The 20,852-nt window shown below is 37.0% G+C and carries 16 protein-coding genes and 1 other RNA gene; 8 read left to right on the forward strand and 9 right to left on the reverse strand.

Going from position 1 to position 20,852, the window contains the following annotated elements; translation table 11 throughout:
• Nucleotides 1–302 precede the first annotated feature (302 nt).
• Nucleotides 303–399: signal recognition particle sRNA small type (gene ffs, locus ACK2M2_RS06160), an RNA gene on the forward strand.
• 41 nt (nt 400–440) lie between these two features.
• Here ffs and ACK2M2_RS06165 read toward each other — a convergent pair.
• From ACK2M2_RS06165 to ACK2M2_RS06180, 4 genes are all read right to left on the reverse strand, one after another.
• Nucleotides 441–1,121: a regulatory protein RecX gene (locus ACK2M2_RS06165; protein WP_419346675.1), complete on the reverse strand. Its 681-nt coding sequence runs from the start codon at nt 1,119–1,121 to the stop codon at nt 441–443.
• A gap of 150 nt (nt 1,122–1,271) precedes the next feature.
• Nucleotides 1,272–2,312: a recombinase RecA gene (gene recA, locus ACK2M2_RS06170; RefSeq protein WP_409510564.1), complete on the reverse strand. Its 1,041-nt coding sequence runs from the start codon at nt 2,310–2,312 to the stop codon at nt 1,272–1,274.
• Nucleotides 2,313–2,482: 170 nt separating this feature from the next.
• The gene (locus tag ACK2M2_RS06175) at nt 2,483–2,923 is read right to left on the reverse strand and encodes an RNA-binding S4 domain-containing protein (protein WP_419346678.1); all 441 of its coding nucleotides are present in this window, start codon (nt 2,921–2,923) and stop codon (nt 2,483–2,485) included.
• On the reverse strand, nt 2,907–3,602 hold the full coding sequence (locus tag ACK2M2_RS06180; protein WP_419346680.1) for an HAD-IA family hydrolase: 696 nt from the start codon (nt 3,600–3,602) through the stop codon (nt 2,907–2,909). Before ACK2M2_RS06180 ends, ACK2M2_RS06175 begins: the two co-directional genes overlap by 17 nt.
• A gap of 418 nt (nt 3,603–4,020) precedes the next feature.
• On the opposite strand from ACK2M2_RS06180, the gene ACK2M2_RS06185 reads away from it, so the two are divergent.
• The 3 genes from ACK2M2_RS06185 (at nt 4,021) to ACK2M2_RS06195 (ending at nt 6,778) form a co-directional block, all read left to right on the forward strand.
• Entirely contained in the window at nt 4,021–5,019 is a 999-nt protein-coding gene (locus ACK2M2_RS06185; protein ID WP_419346682.1) for a putative oxygenase MesX, read from the forward strand.
• Between the two features lie 85 nt (nt 5,020–5,104).
• On the forward strand, nt 5,105–6,133 hold the full coding sequence (locus tag ACK2M2_RS06190) for a methionine synthase (RefSeq protein ID WP_419346684.1): 1,029 nt from the start codon (nt 5,105–5,107) through the stop codon (nt 6,131–6,133).
• Between the two features lie 150 nt (nt 6,134–6,283).
• Nucleotides 6,284–6,778, forward strand: a complete 495-nt coding sequence (locus ACK2M2_RS06195) for a flavin reductase (protein ID WP_409510502.1) — start codon at nt 6,284–6,286, stop codon at nt 6,776–6,778.
• Nucleotides 6,779–6,813: 35 nt separating this feature from the next.
• Here ACK2M2_RS06195 and ACK2M2_RS06200 read toward each other — a convergent pair whose 3' ends face one another.
• From ACK2M2_RS06200 to ACK2M2_RS06220, 5 genes are all read right to left on the reverse strand, one after another.
• Nucleotides 6,814–7,512 (reverse strand): DUF1826 domain-containing protein, encoded by a 699-nt coding sequence (locus ACK2M2_RS06200; RefSeq protein ID WP_419346687.1) that lies wholly within the window; start codon nt 7,510–7,512, stop codon nt 6,814–6,816.
• 210 nt (nt 7,513–7,722) lie between these two features.
• A complete protein-coding gene (locus ACK2M2_RS06205; protein ID WP_419346690.1) occupies nt 7,723–9,576 on the reverse strand; it encodes an alkyl/aryl-sulfatase in 1,854 nt (617 codons plus the stop codon).
• Between the two features lie 163 nt (nt 9,577–9,739).
• Nucleotides 9,740–10,861 carry an NAD(P)-dependent alcohol dehydrogenase gene (locus ACK2M2_RS06210; RefSeq protein WP_409510499.1) on the reverse strand — a complete coding sequence of 374 codons (1,122 nt, stop codon included), beginning with the start codon at nt 10,859–10,861 and terminating at the stop codon, nt 9,740–9,742.
• Between the two features lie 263 nt (nt 10,862–11,124).
• A complete protein-coding gene (locus tag ACK2M2_RS06215) occupies nt 11,125–12,360 on the reverse strand; it encodes an OprD family outer membrane porin (protein ID WP_419346891.1) in 1,236 nt (411 codons plus the stop codon).
• A gap of 304 nt (nt 12,361–12,664) precedes the next feature.
• A complete protein-coding gene (locus ACK2M2_RS06220; RefSeq protein ID WP_419346692.1) occupies nt 12,665–15,067 on the reverse strand; it encodes an arylsulfatase in 2,403 nt (800 codons plus the stop codon).
• Nucleotides 15,068–15,634: 567 nt separating this feature from the next.
• On the opposite strand from ACK2M2_RS06220, the gene ACK2M2_RS06225 reads away from it, so the two are divergent.
• The 4 genes from ACK2M2_RS06225 (at nt 15,635) to ACK2M2_RS06240 (ending at nt 20,712) form a co-directional block, all read left to right on the forward strand.
• A complete protein-coding gene (locus tag ACK2M2_RS06225) occupies nt 15,635–17,398 on the forward strand; it encodes a sigma-54-dependent Fis family transcriptional regulator (protein ID WP_419346694.1) in 1,764 nt (587 codons plus the stop codon).
• Nucleotides 17,399–17,703: 305 nt separating this feature from the next.
• Nucleotides 17,704–19,158 carry a benzaldehyde dehydrogenase gene (locus ACK2M2_RS06230; RefSeq protein ID WP_419346697.1) on the forward strand — a complete coding sequence of 485 codons (1,455 nt, stop codon included), beginning with the start codon at nt 17,704–17,706 and terminating at the stop codon, nt 19,156–19,158.
• Nucleotides 19,159–19,219: 61 nt separating this feature from the next.
• Nucleotides 19,220–19,588: a cupin domain-containing protein gene (locus tag ACK2M2_RS06235; protein WP_419346699.1), complete on the forward strand. Its 369-nt coding sequence runs from the start codon at nt 19,220–19,222 to the stop codon at nt 19,586–19,588.
• A gap of 128 nt (nt 19,589–19,716) precedes the next feature.
• Nucleotides 19,717–20,712 carry an SUMF1/EgtB/PvdO family nonheme iron enzyme gene (locus ACK2M2_RS06240; RefSeq protein ID WP_419346702.1) on the forward strand — a complete coding sequence of 332 codons (996 nt, stop codon included), beginning with the start codon at nt 19,717–19,719 and terminating at the stop codon, nt 20,710–20,712.
• Nucleotides 20,713–20,852 lie beyond the last annotated feature (140 nt).

Below are 20,852 nucleotides of genomic sequence, written 5' to 3' on the forward strand. Positions count from 1 at the left end.
ATCCATCTTGAACAACAGGTACGTATTTACTTATTTTTGATAAGGGGACGCATCAAAATAATATGATGAACTCATTTAAAACGGCTCTGCCTTGAATTGCAAGTGGCTTTTACAATGTCGCCATATATTGGTTTAAATCATGGATGTGATGTAATCGAAATCGGGGAAACATACTCATTTAAGCTGTATAAATTAGATTTGGCGAATAAATACTCAAACGAATGAATAACTTGCTTAAAATTAAAATACGCACTTGCAAGATGTAAAAAAATCTCTATACTCTCTTCTTGTAATGGTAGCCCCGCTGGTGGCTTCGCAATTGTAATCTGAGAACCCCGCCAGGACCGGAAGGTAGCAACGGTATCAGAACTATGATGTGCCGGAGTTTTGCTAGTGGGGTTGCCACCATAATTAAAATAATATTTATATTTGTTCTTAATTTATTCTTCTCTTCTTGATATTGCTTTTATAATCGCATCCATTTCAAAACCTCGATATTGTAAAAAACGGATTTGTTTTGCTTTGATTTTTGGATCTTTACTCACTTCTGTACCGTATTTTTTTACTTTGAGTTGATAGGCTTCTTCATACCAATCAATTTCGTTCATATCGTGTTTGGCAAGCTCGCTATCAATACTTTTTGCTCTGAGCGCTAACTTGATTCGATTTGGACCTTTTCCTTTGCGTATTTGGCTTCTTACGAGCATTTCAGCAACACGTTGATCGCTTTGGTAATTCTCTCTAGAAAGTTCATCTACAAGCGTATTTACTTCATCTCGATTTTCAGCATATAAAGCGAGTTTTTCAATTAAATCTTTTTTTGAGTATTCTCTACGGGTCAATACAGCAAAGGCGTATGAGCGCAGGCGAGTGCCTGTGAGTCCTATTTTCTGTGCTTGTGTGGAGGTATTATCTTGATCATTAGAGTCAATATCAGAATCATTGCTATTCTGAGTCTGTTGGCGTAGAAATCGCTTATTGTGCTGATTGGCTGTAAATCGTAAAGCATCTTGATCTAAATTTTCTTCATTGGTTGTTGAAACATGCTTAGGATGCGCTTCTCCAAACTGTTGTTTGAGGGCATCATAATCAATAAGTTTAGTAAATTTGGATTCGGTCATGGCTATTCAAAAATTTAAAAAGTGTCTTTCATGTCAAGTGTAACGCTGAATGGCAAGGGTAAATGCATTATTCTGCATTAAATAGGTTTGGTATATAAAAAACGCCCCGAAGAGCGTTTTGTATTAATTGTTTAGTTTAATGGTGATGATTTAAGCATCAAGAAATTCAGGTTCTTCTTCATCTTTTTCATCAGTAGGTATTGCAGTCGTGAGTAGTTGTTCACGAATGAGTTTTTCTAACTCTTCTGCAATGTGTTTATTTTCTTCAAGGTGACGAATCACATTATTTTTACCCTGACCAATTTTTTCGCCTTTGTAAGAATACCAAGCGCCAGCTTTATTGACCAATTCTTGTGAAACGGCAAGATCAATCAATTCACCTAAATGGTTTACACCTTTACCGTACAAAATTTGGAATAATGCTTCACGGAATGGCGGCGCCATTTTATTTTTCACAACTTTAACGCGCGTTTCAGAACCAACAATTTCATCGCCTTCTTTAACTTGACCAATACGGCGAATGTCCAAGCGTACAGAAGCATAAAACTTAAGGGCGTTACCACCTGTTGTGGTTTCAGGGCTACCAAACATCACACCAATTTTCATACGAATTTGGTTAATGAAGATCACCATACAGTTTGAACGCTTAGCATTACCTGTAATTTTACGTAGTGCTTGGCTCATCAAACGAGCTTGTAAGCCCATGTGTGAATCACCCATTTCGCCTTCAATTTCAGCTTTTGGTGTGAGTGCTGCCACAGAATCGACAACAATCATGTCAATTGCACCTGAACGTACCAACATGTCAGCAATTTCTAAAGCCTGCTCACCATGATCGGGTTGAGAAACCAATAGGTTGTCAATATCGACCCCTAATTTACGGGCATATTGTGGGTCAAGTGCATGTTCAGCATCAATAAAGGCACATGTACCACCTGCTTTTTGACATTCAGCAATCGCTTGTAAGGTCATGGTTGTTTTACCTGAAGATTCAGGACCATAGATCTCAACAATACGACCTTTCGGTAAGCCACCAATACCAAGTGCAATATCAAGCGTTAAAGAGCCTGTAGATACTGCTTCAACTGCTTGTACCGTATTGTCACCTAAACGCATGACGGTGTTTTTACCGAACTGTTTCTCAATTTGGCTGAGTGCTGCGTTCAGTGCCTTACTTTTATTATCATCCATCTCGTAACCTCAAAAACGATGTATATCACTAATAACTTAAGTGGATGTCTTAGATTCAGTCTTTGTCCACGACAGCCATAGTGACAGAAAAAACTTTTCTCTTCTATGTTTATTTGGATTGTAGCGACATGATGTGTCGCACTATCTGCATGCCTGATTTAAGTCTGGAACTAGTCATCCAAATACGACCATTGTTGGTCAAATTGCTGATCATTGTCCTGTTTAAACCTGTTGATGTCGCGACGGTCTTTTTTACTTGGACGATGTTCGGGTCGAGCAAGATTATGCAATTTTCTCTGTGAGGAAAGCAACTCACGACGAGCAATACTAACTTCAGTTTCTTCATAAAGTTGTTGGGCAATGGGTGCACCACCACGTACCGCTGATAATGCCTTAATTTGCACCGTTTTTTGCTCAAAGCCTTGGCGAATTGTGAGTTCCATACCGATACGAATTTCTTTTGAAACTTTTACACGCTCACCATTTAAGTGAACTTTACCGCCTTCGATGGCATCTTTTGCAATGGAGCGGGTTTTAAAAAAACGCGCTGCCCAAAGCCATTTGTCTACACGCATCGATTCCGTTACAGGTGATTCAGGCTGTTTTGACATTGAATTCCTTTTGAAGTGTAATTGAGGTTTCAATCAGTGGGAGTAGTTCGGTAAGATTTTGAATTGCAGGGTAATTTAAATCATGGGCTTGGCGTGCAGCACGACCACTTGAAGGTTGTACAATGGTAATGAGTTGGGTGATTCCAAATTTTTCAGCACCTTGAAGCACTTTTTCAGTGTCATCAATCATCATTGCATATTGTGGATCAAAATCATGTTTTTGCTGCAAAATTTCCCAAAACTCTACAAATTCTTTGGAATAACCGATTTCTTCACTACTAATCATGACTTCAAAATAAGGGCTTAAATCAATATTTTCAAGTTTGAGTTGTAAACCCGCCTGATCTGCATTGGTCAGTAACCAACAGCGATAGCCATGTTGTTTTAATTGTTCTAAAAGTTCAAAACAGCCCGGACGAGGTGCAATCTTTTCTTGATTGTCGTATTGCAGTTTCAGTACATCGACTTCGACTTTTTCTGTCCAATATTTGGAGGAATACCAACACAGCGTGTGATTGTGTTGTTGGTAGAAGGTATGAAGTATTTCTTTGCTTTGTTCAAGTGTACATTGATGTGTTTCGGCATGACGTTCAGGTAGGCGAGTATTCCAAATTAAATCGTCAAAAGCTAAATCGAGAAGGGTACCATCCATATCGAACATAAGGATAGGTTTCTGCATTTAAAATTCTCCAATGGTTTTTAAAGTTCAAATAAATTCGCATAAGCCTTATAAAATAAAGAGATTTTATGAAAATTCACCTGATCTAATCTATTCAAGTATTTTCAAAGTTTAACAAAGATCTTTACGTTACAAACATATTTGTGTACATAATTTTATCTTCTCACTCTCACAAAATGCTCATACATGTTGATGAGGTGTCAGAACAAAAATTACTTCGTCATCCTTCTACATAAGAAGGTAAATAATCATTTCTTTTAATCGTTTTATGTCGCTCATTATTAATCTAATAAATTATTAAAGTGAATTTTACTCAGTATTGACTTAGATTAAATCATTTTTATTCATGTATGAGTTCATGTATCTTTAGCTCATTCAAGAAAATTATGTTTTATCTCAGAAATTAGGGGCGAGCACCATGAGTCAAAAATTCGCATGTTCAATTAAGCGCATTCGTTTCGATGAAAATTATCAACCTGCTGACAACACACGTTTGACAACAAACTTTGCCAATTTGGCTCGTGGTGAGCATCGCCAAGAAAATTTACGTAGAACTTTGGCAATGATTAACAACCGCTTTAACACCTTGGCGAGTTGCGATAATCCAAATGCTGATCGTTATTCACTTGAAATTGATATTATCTCAGCAGAGATTGATATTGAGGGAAATGGAAATACGTTCCCTTTTATTGAAACACTCAAAAGCACAGTCATTGATCATCAAACCAATGAGCGTATTGAAGGCATGATTGGCAACAGTTTTTCTTCTTATGTACGCGATTACGATTTTAGTGTGGTATTGCCTGAACTCGGTTTTAAAATCAATGAAAAACCTGAGTACTTTGGTGATTTACACGGCAAGCTTTATCAGCATTTGGTCAATTCAGAGGTTTTTAAAACAGAATTTAAAAAACAACCTGTGATTTGCTTGAGCGTTTCGACTTCAAAAACGTATTACCGTACAGCAAATATTCATCCTGTGCTTGGTGTGGAATATAAAAATGATGAATATTCGCGTACTGATGAATATTTTAAAAAAATGGGTTTAAGTGTGCGTTACTTCCAACCTAAAAATGCGACGGCACCGTTGGCATTTTATTCAGCAGATAACTTATTGACTGACTATACCGATTTTGAATTAATCAGTGCGATCAGTACCATGGAAAGCTTCCAAAAAATTTACCGCCCTGAAATTTATAATACTAACTCGGTTGCAGGTTTGGTTTACCAACCAAGCTTGGATTTTCAGGATTTTTCATTGACTCGTGTGGTTTATGATCGTGTTGAGCGTGGTCAGTTGGCAGTAAAACAAGGTAAGTGGACGGAAGAAAACTTTATCAAGCCGTACAAAGACATTCTTGAGCAATGGGCTGAAAAGTTTGTTGCTGTAAATGCGAAGCAAGAACACGCAGCTTGATTGACCGAATAGATTAAAGAACAGCATTTTAAAGCATATTACTTTACAGACTTAGTTTTAAAAACATTGAGATAGAAGATTAGACATGGCAATTTTACTCCCAACATCAACAGCAGGCAGCTTACCAAAACCATCTTGGTTAGCAGAACCAGAAAAACTTTGGTCACCTTGGAAATTACAAGGCGATGAATTACTGGAGGCGAAACAAGATGCTTTGCGTTTATCTTTGCAAGAACAGCAACATGCAGGCATCGATATTGTCAGTGATGGTGAACAAACCCGTCAGCATTTTGTCACGACATTTATTGAACATTTAGATGGTGTGGACTTTGAAAAGCGTGAGACAGTGCGTATTCGTAATCGTTATGATGCAAGTGTGCCATCTGTTGTGGGTGCTGTAAGTCGTCAAAAGCCAGTATTCGTTGAAGATGCAAAGTTTCTACGCAGTCAAACCACACAACCGATTAAATGGGCACTTCCTGGTCCAATGACGATGATTGATACGTTATATGATGGTCACTATAAAAGCCGTGAAAAATTGGCTTGGGAATTTGCCAAAATTCTCAATCAAGAAGCACTTGAGTTAGAAGCTGCAGGTGTAGATATTATCCAGTTTGATGAGCCAGCATTTAACGTATTCTTTGATGAAGTGAATGATTGGGGCGTGGCGACATTAGAACGTGCGCTTGAAGGTTTGAAGTGTGAAACTGCGGTACACATTTGCTATGGTTATGGCATTAAAGCCAATACAGATTGGAAAAAGACTTTGGGTTCAGAATGGCGTCAATATGAAGAAGCCTTTCCAAAATTACAAAAATCTAAGATCGACATTATTTCACTTGAATGTCAAAATTCACATGTGCCAATGGATTTAATTGAATTGATTCGTGGCAAAAAAGTGATGGTCGGTGCGATTGATGTGGCAAGCAATAAGGTTGAAACGCCTGAACAAGTTGCCAATACTTTACGCAAAGCGCTTCAATTTGTAGATGCTGATAAGCTATATCCATCAACCAATTGTGGTATGGCACCACTCGCACGTGAAGTGGCACGTGGTAAACTGAATGCTTTAAGTGCTGGTGCTGAAATTATTCGTAAAGAACTCTCAGCTTAATTCGGTTCTTTTAAGAAGAGAACTTTTAAGAATTGAGTTTTTCAGAATAAGGACAAGCTATGATGATTTGATCAACCATTTTGATTGATCAAATCATTATTTGCTCATTCCGACTTGAAATAAGCAAAATTCAAATTTGAGATTGAAAAGATGATTGAAGCGACTGACTTTAGAAATGCAATGTCTTTGTTAACGACTGCTGTTAATGTCATTACGACAAAAGGCGAGACAGGAATGCATGGATTTACTGCATCTGCTGTGTGTAGTGTGACCGATACACCACCGACATTGTTGGTTTGTATGAATCAATCTTCTCGTTCTTATACTCATTTTATGGAAAATGAAATTTTGTCTGTGAATGTATTAGGTTCACAACATGAACACATCTCAAATGCATTTGCCTCAAGTAAATTTAATTCTGAACAACGCTTTAAGCTAGGTTCTTGGGCAAAGCTAGAAACGGGTGCACCGATATTAAAAGATGCGTTAGTCAGTTTTGATTGTCAGATTGAGCAAATTCAGGAAGTCGGAACACATAGTATTTTTATGTGTCGTGTGGTTGCTATTCAGCACAGTCAGCAAGATGAAAGTTTAGTCTATTTTAATCGCGCTTATCATTCGGTTGGGCAGGTAGAAACCGCATAACTTTTAGATTTATTGAGTAAAATTTGTAGCTTTATTTAACAAATCAGCAGTAATCGAAACTCACCATCTTTTTCAACAGGTGCTCTATGTACACATGGTAAGACCTGTTGTTTTGGATGTTCTACCGCTAAACGCCACAGATGCCCTGAGCCCAAGTTTACGGGTTGTGAGTTTTCTTTGGCTTGATAATGCAGATCAAAACAATAATCTGTTAAGAAAGCTTCAAACTCATCTTCTGTACCTTCATATATTTCTTTAAGTTTTTCTCTGATACTAGGAATGCTAGTTTTTTGCTCAACCTGATTATTGGGCAAAATATCACTTGCAGGACCATAATAAGTACATAAAAAAGTATTGGTTTCAATGGGTGCACGGTCTACATGAAATGAATATACATCAGTTGAAATGAAATCAAACTCATCATCTCGTTCATAATTTTTAAGCAAATTTAGAGAGGGGGATGCACCGAAATCGCTTAGTAGTTGGATGTCATTAAGAATAGTTTCTCTTGCAATATGACCTTGTTCTGAAAGTTGTAACGCGGAAAGATCTTCAATCGAAATTTCAGTTATATTTTCTATTAAATCAAGCTTTGACACGATTTCCTTAAAGTCGCCAAGCAAATTTCTATGCCAACAGATTGCATTCATATTGCCATGGAAATTTGAATTGACCAATGTTGCAAAACTAGAAACTACACTGATTTGATCACTATCGGAAAACGTATTTTGCATATTTGTGTTAAATAAAAAAACATGACTGATCATAACATTCAGGTTGATCGAGATGTTGATGTAGCCAATCTTTATGAGTATTGAATTTTAAAATAGCATTTAATTAGGTGGTAAAATAAACATTAAGCTCTGAAATAATCAATGATTTCAGAGCTATTTTCTAATTTTAAAAACAATTCATATAAATTATTATTGAATAGGTATTAGCATTTAATACAATAAATTAATAGGTGTAATTTTAAAATCAAAGTTATTAAAAAACTGTTGCTCGGCAGGATTTTCGACTTTTTTAGCACTATTCATGATGGCGATTAAATCCGTTTTTGAAATCTTTAAAACCATCTTTTTTCCCACAGATTTAGCATCGACCACTTTATAATTCATTACTGAATTTTGAAGAGAGATTTCATATAAATCAGTTTGATCAATCTGCATATACACCGTGTTATCTGAGGCATCAATCTTTATTAAGGTCGATAATTTTTCTAAAAATGCAGTCGTAGGGGCGTGCTGTAAAATTGCAGACATATCAATTTTTTTACGGTCATAACTTGATTTTTCATTGCGTAAATCTTTTGCTGCACTGATATAAAAATTACGCCAAGACACCGATTCTGCATCATAACCTAAAGTTAAATAGACATCGGCAAGTGCTTGTTTTGCAGCTTCATTATTAGAGTTTACATTCAAAATATGATTTAAAAGCTCAGCCGCCCAACGAGGTTCATCTTGTTTTTGTGCATTTAAGGCTGACTTGAGTACTGCTTGCTCACCACCCATCATGCTGACATATTTTAAGCTACGTTGTTTTCTTGGTAGCATGTCTAAATTGGCAGGGTTACCATCAAACCATCCAATATAGTATTGATAAATACCTTTGACATTATGTTTGATACTGCCGTAGTAGCCACCCATCGAGAGGTGTTTATTTAAATTTTCAGGCAGTTGAATTTTTTCGGCAATTTCATCTGCAGTATAGCCTTGGTTCATCATTTTTAAGGTTTGATCATGTAGAAATTTATACACATCACGATGTAATGTAATAAATTCAGAAATTTCTTGATTTCCCCATACAGGCCAATGATGTTGCGAAACTAAAATTTCAGTTTTGGCTTGATTATTATACTCTTTTGCTTCATTTAGATATCGGATCCATTTTAAGGTATCGCGAGCCTTAGCTCCTCTTAAAGTGTATAAATTGTGCATAGTATGCGTAATGATTTCTGAACCACAATAAAGTTTTTTGCTCTCAATGCTAAAGGTTAATTCAGATGGTGCTTCTGAGTCAGGGATATTAAAAAATTTTATCTCGATACCATCGACATTGAGTTTTTGCTCAGGTTGATCAATTAAAATGGTCGGTTGGGCAATGGTAACTGTGCCAAAAGACAATCCTTTACCTAAGCCACTATCAACCAATTGTTTTTCATTGACATCTAAATTCATACCAAACATATAAGACGCACGTTTTCCCATAATTGGGCCTGCCATAATATTTTCATTCGTTGCGGCATCCATGAAGCTCGATGGTGCAATGATTGGAATGTTTTTATCTTCCATAAAGGCTGCGACACCACCAAAATGGTCATAGTGACTGTGAGTTAAAATAATCGCACTGATTTTTTTATGACCTAATTGCGCACGTAAAAATTTAAGCGCAGCAGCCGCGGTTTCTTTAGAAGCGAGGGTATCGACGATGATCCATCCTGTTTTCCCTTCAATTACGGTAATATTGGCTAAGTCAAAACCTCTTAGTTGCCATACGCCTTCGGTGACTTTAAATAAGCCGATATTTTGATTTAATTTTGCTTGAGTAAGTAATTTTGGATTGATGCTATTGCCTGAGTAATTTTTTAAAAACTCATAATCATCATACGACCAAATCAGTTTACCTTGCTCATCCGTTAATGTGCTGTATGGACGAGCTATCAAACCGCGTTGTGCATTTCGCTCATCTTGCTTGCGCTCAAGCTGTGGTATTTTCTGTGGTTCAACTGATGTTGCATAACTGTGTTGCACCAAAATGCTTGCACTGAGTAAAAGAAGCGACAATCCTTGTTTCATGGTGAATCCTAATAAATTTTTGAACGTCATCAGCATTAAAAATCTTAAATTTTTAATTGGCTTATGTACATCATGGGGTGTGAAGTTTGTTTAAATATGAAAATAGATGCACATAAAAAAGCGATTGCATGATGAGTCCATACAATCGCAATTCAATCTATATTTAAGGCTGTACAATTCTGATAATTGGTTTGAGTGTGATACCGCTTTGACTATCTAAAGCAGCTTGATTTATATTTTCAAAGTCATAAAATTTCACTAATTTATCAAAAGGAAATAATCCTTTTTGATATAAATCAACTAATTGTGGAATAAAGGTTTTTGGCACACTACTGCCTTCAACAACACCAACAATGCTTTTACCACCAAGTAAAAGGTCATTGACATCAAACTGCGCCAATGTCCCTAGAGGAGGCGCACCAACAATTGCTAATTTTCCTAAAATACCTAGAGCATCTATGCCTTGTTTTAAAATTTCAGGACGACCTGTCGACTCTAAAGCGAAAGTAACACCACCTTCTGTTATGTCTTTAATGGCCTGTACAGAATCTACATTCTTACTGTTAATGACATGTGTTGCACCAAGTTCTTTGGCAAGTTCTAATCGACTTTCTACAATATCGACGGCAATAATTGTGGTTGCACCACAAATTTTAGCGGCTAAAAGTGCGCTTAAACCTACGGCACCTGCACCAAAGGTGACAAAGCTACTTGCTGGTGTTACTTTTAAGTTATTCATGACAGCGCCTGCACCTGTTTGGATGCCACAACCTAAAGGGCCAAGTAGTTCTAAAGGTGCATTTTTATCGACTTTAATTGTGTTATTTTCAAGGCCTAGAGCGTAGGTTGAAAATGAAGACTGCGCAAAGAAATGATCGTGAACATTTTCATGATTATGTCTGCAAATTGCATTTTCACCTTGTGGATCTGCACCGCTAAAATTACGTGCAAAAAATTCGCTACAATAAGCAGGCGCACCTGAGCTACATTGTTTACATATCCCACAGTAGCCATAACTTAAAACGACATGGTCACCAACAGCAAGGTCTTTTACATTCTCACCAATAGCAGTAATAATGCCTGCGCCTTCGTGCCCTAACACAGCTGGTAATGGCACAGGGTAATATTGATCTCTCACGATAAGATCAGTATGGCACATTCCTGTGGCAACGACTTTAACAAGCACTTCATTGCCTTGTGGTGGTCTGATTTTTAAATCTTGTAAAACAAAATCTGCGCCTTGACCTTCTGTAACCGCAGCTTGAATATCTATTAAATCAGTCATTTTCATCTCCTTGATGTGACCTATATTGTTTTGGTGATATTAATTTCAGTATGTTAATAAAGCTAACTTAATCAAAAAGTGTGCCAATTTTAACCAATTGATTATTAAGGATTTAAATTGGAATGTGGTGTTCGATTTGTGGACGAGTGTCCAAAAAACAGACATTGAGTTTTTATTGTACAGCGTGATTCAACAAAAAACTTGTCCCTGTGATCAAGCGATTGCAGGGAGAGAGAATATTCATTTCAATAAAGGTGAACGATTTATTTAAATTTCCACGTGTAATCAATATTGAAACGGGTTTCATTGGCAGATTTAAATGTTGGTTTTACACCGTGATTAGTATCATAATTTGCATAACGACCACGGAAATTTAAACCTTTAAACACGCCTGTTTGTACTTGATACATCAAATCAAAGCCCAATTCTTTTTCATACAGTTCTTTATTTTCTAGCCCTGCAATATGGTCAAGGTTAATGTCTTGACCATAAGTGTAGCGTGTCATGGCTCTTAGTCCTGGAATATAATTTTTAAAATTATAGTCATAGCGAATAGTGTAGGCCTTCTCATTTTTATTGAGAAAATCCGTTGCCCAAGAGTCCATATAAGTTGCAGTTTCGCCACTACTTAAGTAAGGCATTGCAGTATTGCCAGAGTTATGAATATAGCCTGCACTCAATTTATGATTATTTTGAGAAACACCGAAAACTAAATTGCCATGATGGTTATCAATATTACCTGCAAGCTGTTTTCCTTCATCAAGGGTGCGGAAATAACGAAAATCGGTAGACAGACTCATTGCATCATTGATGGGGTAACTGTGATTAAGCCCAGTATAATATTGTTGATAAATATCATGAAAATTGGCATGAAATAAGGTGATTTCTGTCTGTGGATTCAATGCATAATTGGCGCCTATATAATAAAGGTAATCGCTTGAAATAGGTTTAAAACGTCCATTAGCAGGGATCAATTTAATATCTTCATAATTGGTCGAATCTCGCTGATTGACTTGATCTAAGTACGTCATTTCGAGTTTGAGATTTTTAATATCTTTTGAAACCAATTGAACCCCATGATAAGACTGAGGTAGGGCACGGCTAAACGAGGCAATGACCACAGGTGTTTTTGGAAATAATGTACCGTATTTTAATTCCGTCTCTGCATATTTGAATTTTGCAGTTGCGCTAATTTCAGCAAAGCTACTCTCCGGTTTTCCCGTGATAGGATCAAGCGGTAACATACTTGTGCCCCTTGAATGCTCTGCATCTCCCCACAGTTTGAACCCTAAACCTGCATAAACATCAAGCCCTGTACCAATTACACCTTTGGTATAACCTGAATTCATATTGAGCATAAAACCTTGAGCCCATTCTTTAGAGGCAGGTTGAGCAACTCCTTCACCCATATAATTACGATCGATATAGACATTCTTTGTGGTCAATGTCACTGTAGATTGATCGATAAAATTTGCGTGTGCAGGATTGATGGCACACATGCTTAGTGCAAGTAAGGTGAAATTAAAATGTTTCATGTTGTCATATTCCTTGAGGAGGTAAAAAGCAACGATCCTGTTGCTCGTTTATCAAGTGCTGATGCTTAAGTCTTGATTTGTTTTGGTTTTTAAGGGTTTTGACCTAAAAAAGTTATAAAGTACCCATGACTCTTCAAAAATTGAAAAATCAGAAGCGAAAAAACGAAGTTTTACTCAGGATTTATAACGACAAATTTAAAAAATCTGCCGTAGGAATCCAATTGAAGAGGCTAAAAACACAAGATTTTTAGCCAAAATTTAGCCGACCTTAAGGGGTATATTTCACATTAAGATTGTTAATTTTTCCGTTATAGGCAAATGGTGCTTGGTCATAGTAAGCCGAGGAAACAGGTGACCCGACATCTGAACCAATATCAAAAGTTTCATTCACCGTAAAGCCGAAAGAGACCAATTTCGGAATGGTGCCTTGTGCAATAGCTTTACCATTAACCAAAATTTGTAAATCACCTGAAGATAAATGCTTGATCCCATCTACCGATGGTTTTTTATTGAGTTTAACTTCAATCTTTAAATCGCCTATCGGAAGTTTTTCCGCACTTTTGAGTTTGGTACGCTCAATTTCGAAGGCGTTATATTCATAATGTAAATAACCATCTTGAATAAATAAGCTCACACCGCCACCGAAGCCACCCATTGCAAACAATACGCCATTGGCATTGTCAGGGTTTTTAACATCAATCGTTAGGTTGTTATTTCTGCTTGCCAAACGTGGTGCAGTAAATTCAGGGATACGTGTAATGACCGATTTATAATTATATTCGGTGGCAGGATTGACCAACATTTTGTCAGGATGAATCATGGTATACAGTGCACCACCAATCGGTAGATTTTTATTGGCACGAGATTCTTCCATAAAGTTATTTTTTAACTCTTCTAATTTTTGAGGATATTTTCTTGCTAAATCATTGGCTTGGGTGAAATCTTCTTTAAGATTATATAATTCCCAAACGTCTTTGTTAGGTGTCCAAGTTGCCATGCCCGGATTAGTTGCACTCCAAGGCACACGAGGTCCAAAGGTTCCTGCCATCCAACCATCTTTATAAATGGCACGACTGCCCATAATGTCAAAGAATTGGGTGTGTTTTTGCCCTTCAGCTTTGGCATTGTTAAAGGTATATGCCATGCTGACACCATCTAAGGTATCTTGCGTAAAACCATTGACCACTTTGGGTGGGGTAATGTTTAGAATCTCATAAATGGTCGGAGCAATATCGTTGACATGATGGAATTGGCTACGCATTTTTGCATCAGCTTCAATTTTTAGTGGCCAAGAAACTGCTAAAGGCTGACGTGTACCACCTAAGGTCGATGCCACCAATTTAGTGCCTTTAAATGGCGTTGAACCTGCCCAAGCCCAACTTGCATGATACATGCTACTGGTTTTAGCTGTACCTAGCGCATCAAGTCCGCCCAATTCTTCATTTAAAACACGGATATGATCATCAATTTTACTTGGAATACGGTTCAATACGAGCATTTCACTGATGGTGCCTTGGAGACCTTCGGCACTTGAGCCGTTATCGCCCCAGATATAGTAGACTAAAGTATTGTTTCCAATCCCTACTTCATCAAGACCGTCGAGCATACGTCCAACGTTATAATCAGTATGCTCAACAAAACCTGCGAAGACTTCCATTAAACGTGTTTGAAATGCGCGTTCATTCTGCGGGATACTTTCCCATGCAGGCAACGAGTCAGGGCGTGGCGTGAGTTGTGCATTTTTAGGAATAAACCCTAATTTTTTTTGTCTTGCAAAGGCTATTTTTCGATATTCATCCCATCCTGCATCAAATTGACCTTTGTATTTATCTGCCCACTTTTGATCGACTTGGTGTGGCCCATGTACAGCACCAGGTGCCCAATACATGAGTAATGGTTTATTAGGATTTAAGGTTTTTTGGGTTTTCATCCAACCAATCATATTGTCGGTTAAATCATCGGTTAAGTGATAAGCACCCTGTGAAGTTTTTGCAGGTTTATCAACATATTGGGTGTTTAAAATTAAAGATGGGTCATATTGAGAAGCTTCTCCGCCAAAGAACCCATAAAAATGTTCAAAACCATAATGTGTTGGCCAATAATCAAATGGTCCTGCTTGGGTCGTGTGTGCCGTTGGTGTATTATGCCATTTACCAAAAGCTGCAGTGCTATATCCATAATTTTTAAGGACTTCCGCGAGTGTTGCAGAGGTTTTTGGAATGACACCACTAAAACCATCCCAATCATTGGCAAGTTCAGTGATTTGTCCATTGCCGACACGTGTGTGGTTACGACCTGTAAGCAAAGCCGCACGAGTAGGTGAGCACATTGCCGTGGAGTGGAATTGATTATATGAAATCCCTTGTTTAGCAACACGGCTCAGGTTGGGGGTATGGATTAAACCACCATAGGTATCGGGAATACCCGGACCGACATCATCCAAGAGAATAATTAAAATATTTGGTGCATCGGCAGGGAGTTTTTGTTGTTCGATTCGACGAATATGAGTAGATTCTTCCATCGTATCTTTTGCGATACTTGCTGAAGGTGCCAATGGAAAAGGCAAGATATCCTGTGCAATGGTGATGACAGGCACGCCCAAAAAAAGGCTCGTTAAAGGAAGAATAAAAAGACAGGTCGGTTTAATCTTAAATTTACTTAAAATTTTCATCAATGTAGTTCCCTTACATCAAATATAAAAGTGATTCGGCTACGTATGGGGCACACAGCGCTCCGTTCTAATCACTTTATTAGCATGAAGCATGCCAATAGATTAAATATTATTAAATCAATAACTTGAGTCTATATGTTCGGTTCTTATGTCTAGATATTTAACGAATTATTTTCGAGGTGTCCAAATTTAAAACACAGGATTGAAAATAATTTGACATTATATAAACGTAACTCATTTGAGAATTTATATTTTCAAAAAAAATATTTAATTTGATCTGAATAAAATTTTGAATTAATTCAGTTAGTTTTTTTTTGGGTATGTGCTTAATATTAAATATATGAATTGATTATCAATGCTTTGTTTTTAATTTTATATATAGATTTTAAATGTATTTAATTATGCTTTAAATGACTATTATCAAGTATTCCTATTTATTTTATAATCTATAGATAACATTAAGTCATCATTTGAAATAAATAAATTTGTCTTATGCAATGATATTGAATACAAATGATTATTTGTTGTATCTATCGATCATTATATAATGTTCTTAAAGGGATTTTTATGAATAAATTGATTGAGTCGCTATCATGGGAAAGCATAAAGTATGATTTTTTTGAATCAGGTATTCGACCTGAACTTGAACTAGATCAGTTGCCCATTCTAGATTCATGGCAAAAAGCTAAAAATGCAGGTTTGACTCCATATAATTCTATTATTAACAAACAAAATTTTGAGATTCAATCACTAAGTTATGATGATCAACAGCTTGCTCGATTAACACAGCCTTATCTCGAAAATATTTTTAACTTATATAAACAACAAAGTATCAGTGTTTTTCTGATTAATAATATGGGTTTAATTGTAAAAGAGTTACATGATGACTCTACTGATAGTTTATATGAATTTCTGAAAGTAGGTCGAGTAGTCTCAGAGGAAAACTTTGGTACGATTGCACCGATTTGCAGTATAGATTCACGTTTACCAATTGCTTTAAATGGGCATCAGCATTATTTAAAAGAATTTTCTTCATTTTCATGTGCTTCTGTGCCTATTTTTAATGGGCGAGGCGATATTCTTGGTGCTTTAGATATTACCTCTAAAATTTCAATTGCAACAGGGAATTGGCTGAATCATTTATTATATCAGTCTTATAAATTTGAAAATGAATTTATTCGTACTACACAAGAAGCAAAGTATTTTTTATATTTTCAAAATACTCCCGATTTAATCGGTGGTGCTTATTCAGGTTTAATTGCATTTAATCAGAATGGTCATATTACGCATATGAATCAGGTGGCAAGTCAGTTGATTGGCTGTCAGGTGAAAGATGCTTTAGGCACTGAAATTAATCAAATTTTTGTCAATATAGAATCAATTATGCATCACAGCAATGATATCCATTTATTGAAGAAAAATGATCATGCATTTTGTTATGCCAAAGTGATTCATCCACAGAAAAATACGAGTCAAGTGGCGGATGTTAAATTACAGAAATGTATCCGCGCCATTCAAGCGGATATTCCTATTTTAATTACGGGGGAAACAGGGACAGGGAAAGAGTTTTTAGCGCAACAAATTCACGATCAATTTAAAAAACAGCCTTTTATTTCAATTAACTGCGGTGCAATTCCTGATAATTTACTTGAATCTGAATTATTCGGTTATGAAGGTGGTGCTTTTACTGGTGCAAAAGCTAAAGGGCAGATTGGCTTGGTAGAAATGGCAAATGGCGGTTTCTTATTTTTAGATGAATTGGGTGATTTACCTATTCATTTACAAGTCAAAGTTTTACGTGTGTTGCAAGACAATACGTTTTATCGAGTTGGTGGTCGAACTGCATTAAAATCTAATTTTAAACTTATTTGTGCAACCAATCGAAACCTGAAAGATTTAGTCGATCAAGGATTATTTCGTAGTGATTTATATTATCGTATTCGGGGCTATGAAATTGAGTTGAGTCCGCTGAGAGATCGGGATGATAAGCTCACGATTGCAAATACTATTTTGGCAAATTTAGGTGATTATCGCTATTCAGACAAAGTTAAAGCGCAAATTTTAAATTATGCATGGCCGGGGAATATTCGTGAATTAATGAATGTGCTGAAAGTATCCGCGGTTTTTTCAGAGGATTCAATGATCACCGAATTACTGTTACAGGATAAAGGGCATGTGACAACACCTTTACAGATTCAGTCAACATCAGACCTAGATGGATTAACACGAGAAACCATTAAACGTGTTTATCAAGAAGAAAATATGAATGTGACGAAGGTTGCCAAGCGACTTAATATTTCAAGATCAACGGTTTATAAATATCTAAATTGATGCTGATAGCGCAGTGACTACATACTTATTCACTGCATTTACTTCATTTTTTTGTTGCGGATGAAAAAGCAAAAATAGAGTGTCTAGGATTTGGACAGATTGCTTTTAGGATGTGTGAAAAATATAGACAATAAAATATCACATTTCATATGTTTATGATTTTTATAAAAATAAAATTTGGCATGCTATATGCATATATTCAATATATCTAACACAATATATTGGTTTTTACCTATATTGGAAGGGATTTCGACGTAAATCGTGATTGTGTTTTGATCACATTTCAATGAGTTAAGGATAGAAAAATGAGTATATTAGCAACTGAAATTTGGGAAAATCGTTTTTTTAATGGTCAATGGACAGTCGCAGAAAAAAACTATGCGGTGACTGAAGTGGCAACAGGCGATCCATTGGGTGTCATGGGCTATGCTCAACCAAGTGATGTTCAGCACTCTGCAGAACAAGCGAAAATCGCTCAAGAAAAATGGTGGGCATTGTCATACCAAGAACGTGCACAAATTTTTGAAAATGCAATTCAAGTGGCGATTGATCATAAAGCTGACATCATCGAATGGCTGATCAAAGAAAGTGGTTCGATTGTCATGAAAGCAAGTTTTGAAACCGATTTAGCCATTCAAGCGCTGAAAAATGCGATGACCTTACCATCGAGTGTTCAAGGTTCAGTACTTCCAACGCAAAATGGAAAATTCAGTTTGGCAAAGCGTCTGCCACTAGGTGTAGTTGGTGTGATTTCACCTTTTAATTTTCCATTGTATTTAGCGATTCGTGCGGTTGCTCCTGCCTTGGCATTGGGTAATGCCGTGGTATTAAAGCCAGATGAGCGTACAGCAGTGAGTAGTGGTTTTGTCATCGCACGCATTTTTGAACTTGCAGGTTTGCCAAAAGGTTTACTGCATGTTTTACCGGGTGGTGCTGAGGTTGGCGAAGCTTTGGTCAATGATTCGAATATTGCGAGCATTCAGTTTACAGGTTCAACTGAAGTAGGTCGTATTATTGGTGCAGGTGCAGGGCGTACACTGAAAAAAGTATCTTTAGAATTAGGCGGTAAAAACTCACTGTTAATTTTAGATGATGCTGATATTGAACTTGCGGCACAAAATATTGCTTGGGGTGTGTTTTTGCATTCAGGTCAGATTTGTATGACTTCAGGTAAAATATTAATTCATCAATCGATTTTTGAAGCAGTAAAACAACGAGTAGTTGAAAAAGTCCAAAAATTGAAAATGGGCAATCCAATGGATCCAAGCGTGAATATTGGTCCATTAATCAATCAAAGACAGTGCCAACGTGTCGAAGGTCTAGTTCAAAGTGCGATTACTGCAGGTGCAAAACTAGAAGTGGGTGGCAAAGCAAACGGTGTATTCTTTGAGCCAACAGTGTTGTCTCAGGTTACGCAAGATAATCCTATTTTCGAACAAGAAATTTTTGGCCCTGTCGCTGTACTTATTCCATTTGCAACAGATGAAGAAGCGATCGTCTTGGCTAATATGGGCGATTATGGTTTGTCTGCTGGCATTATTACCTCAAATGTCAGTCATGGCATGCAAGTGGCACAATCTTTAAAAGTCGGTCTATTACACATTAATGATCAAACAGTCAATGATGAAACACTGAATCCATTTGGTGGTTTTGGTGCATCAGGTAATGGTACGCGCATTGGTGGCCCTGCAAATGTGGATGAATTTACCCAATGGCAATGGATGACGATTCAGGCACAAGCGCCGAATTACCCATTTTAATCATTACTCATTTTTAACGTAATGAATTGATATCATTTAATGGAATAAACAGGAGTTTCACATGGAGAGTCATTCACAAGTGATCACAATGGATAGCAATCGTATGCCTTGGCAGGAATTACCTATTCCTGAACTTGATGCAAGTATTTTTATGAAACCGTTGTTTTTAGACAATATGACGGGGATGTCAATTTCTAAAGCCTGTTATAAAGCGGGTTTTATGAATAAATCTCATACGCATCATTGTGCGCATGGCATGTATGTTTTAGATGGCATTTTAGTGACTTCGGTTGGTGAATTTGCTCCAGGAAGCTTTGTATGGTTTCCTGAAGGTGAAACCATGTTTCATGGTGCTCAAGAAGATAATGATGTGACTTTTTTATTCATTACCGATAAGAACTTTGATATTCAGTATAACGATCTTGAATAATAAGCATTGTTTGAAATAAGCCAAAAGATGCATTTTTTGGCTGAGATTCAGTTGCGCTATCGAATATAGCGTAGCTGAATTTTATGAAGTTGCTGAAATATTTTGACTTAGCGTATTGAGTAAATGCCATGAAAAATAAATCCCTCTTAACTTATGTGCTCAGCCTAGTCGCCGTTGTGTTACTTTCGGGTTGTAATGCCAAAACGGATTTAAATGCAACTGAGCAAAGCAAAACTGCTTTGGGAACTTTAGAGAAATGTCAGGCTTATAGCGGCTTACCGCAACAATGGTTGCAAAATAAACATGCAGGTATGGTACGAATCTCAGGTGGAACTTTTCAAATTGGGAGTAATGATCATTATCCTGAAGAACGTTCATTACTGAAAAGTGAAAGAAAAGTGGATGATTTTTGGATCGATGCCACCGAAGTCACCAATGCACAATTTCGAAGTTTTGTTCAAGCTACAGCTTATGTGACGGAAGCTGAAAAACAAGGTGAAGCTGCTGTATTTACACCACCTACGCAAACAGTGGGAGAATTAACATGGTGGCAATTGCAAGCCAATGCCAATTGGAAACAACCAACAGGGCCGAATTCTAAACCCATCGCTGAGCATGAACCTGTTCGCATGATTACGCTAAAAGATGCTATGGTGTATGCAAAATGGTTAGGTCGTGATTTACCCACGGAAGAGCAGTGGGAATATGCCGCCAAAGCCTTTAGTCATCAACGTGATGTAAGTGCTTCTTTAGATAAAGATCATGTAAATGCCAATGTATGGCAAGGTGAATTTCCATATCATAACGATCAAACTGATACTTTTGCAGGTGTGGCACCTGTAGGATGCTTTGCTGCCAATGGATTTGGACTTTATGACATGATTGGAAATGTGTGGGAATACACCCAAACGCCATTCGTAGGTAGCCATGACGACCATATGGGGACAGAGCAACAATTGCATGCACATAAACCGCAGGCATTTAATAATTATACCATTAAAGGTGGTTCATACTTGTGTGCAGACAATTATTGTGCACGATATAGAGCTGCGGCACGACATCCGCAAGAAAGCGATTTGGCGATTAGTCATGTTGGTTTTAGGACAGTAAAGTCGAATGAGTGATACGGAGGATCGTATTGAGTGAAATGCAGTATGTTATAGATGATAAAATTATTGTGAATTCAACTAGTATGATTTTGCGTGCGTATAGTGATCATAAATTTACTCAATTTTAAGTGATGTTCTAAGATTTTCAATAGATA

The sequence above is a fragment of the Acinetobacter sp. TY1 genome (assembly GCF_048551395.1).
Taxonomy (GTDB): domain Bacteria; phylum Pseudomonadota; class Gammaproteobacteria; order Pseudomonadales; family Moraxellaceae; genus Acinetobacter.

What these genes read in the sequence shown, in the direction of transcription:
- ACK2M2_RS06175 (WP_419346678.1), bottom strand. Translation starts at nt 2,923, where the DNA reads ATGTCAAAACAGCCTGAATCACCTGTAACGGAATCGATGCGTGTAGAC.
- ACK2M2_RS06205 (WP_419346690.1), bottom strand. Translation starts at nt 9,576, where the DNA reads ATGAAACAAGGATTGTCGCTTCTTTTACTCAGTGCAAGCATTTTGGTG.
- ACK2M2_RS06225 (WP_419346694.1), top strand. Translation starts at nt 15,635, where the DNA reads ATGAATAAATTGATTGAGTCGCTATCATGGGAAAGCATAAAGTATGAT.
- ACK2M2_RS06240 (WP_419346702.1), top strand. Translation starts at nt 19,717, where the DNA reads ATGAAAAATAAATCCCTCTTAACTTATGTGCTCAGCCTAGTCGCCGTT.
- ACK2M2_RS06235 (WP_419346699.1), top strand. Translation starts at nt 19,220, where the DNA reads ATGGAGAGTCATTCACAAGTGATCACAATGGATAGCAATCGTATGCCT.
- recA (WP_409510564.1), bottom strand. Translation starts at nt 2,312, where the DNA reads ATGGATGATAATAAAAGTAAGGCACTGAACGCAGCACTCAGCCAAATT.
- ACK2M2_RS06220 (WP_419346692.1), bottom strand. Translation starts at nt 15,067, where the DNA reads ATGAAAATTTTAAGTAAATTTAAGATTAAACCGACCTGTCTTTTTATT.
- ACK2M2_RS06180 (WP_419346680.1), bottom strand. Translation starts at nt 3,602, where the DNA reads ATGCAGAAACCTATCCTTATGTTCGATATGGATGGTACCCTTCTCGAT.
- ACK2M2_RS06230 (WP_419346697.1), top strand. Translation starts at nt 17,704, where the DNA reads ATGAGTATATTAGCAACTGAAATTTGGGAAAATCGTTTTTTTAATGGT.
- ACK2M2_RS06210 (WP_409510499.1), bottom strand. Translation starts at nt 10,861, where the DNA reads ATGACTGATTTAATAGATATTCAAGCTGCGGTTACAGAAGGTCAAGGC.
- ACK2M2_RS06165 (WP_419346675.1), bottom strand. Translation starts at nt 1,121, where the DNA reads ATGACCGAATCCAAATTTACTAAACTTATTGATTATGATGCCCTCAAA.
- ACK2M2_RS06190 (WP_419346684.1), top strand. Translation starts at nt 5,105, where the DNA reads ATGGCAATTTTACTCCCAACATCAACAGCAGGCAGCTTACCAAAACCA.
- ACK2M2_RS06195 (WP_409510502.1), top strand. Translation starts at nt 6,284, where the DNA reads ATGATTGAAGCGACTGACTTTAGAAATGCAATGTCTTTGTTAACGACT.
- ACK2M2_RS06200 (WP_419346687.1), bottom strand. Translation starts at nt 7,512, where the DNA reads ATGCAAAATACGTTTTCCGATAGTGATCAAATCAGTGTAGTTTCTAGT.
- ACK2M2_RS06185 (WP_419346682.1), top strand. Translation starts at nt 4,021, where the DNA reads ATGAGTCAAAAATTCGCATGTTCAATTAAGCGCATTCGTTTCGATGAA.
- ACK2M2_RS06215 (WP_419346891.1), bottom strand. Translation starts at nt 12,360, where the DNA reads ATGTGTGCCATCAATCCTGCACACGCAAATTTTATCGATCAATCTACA.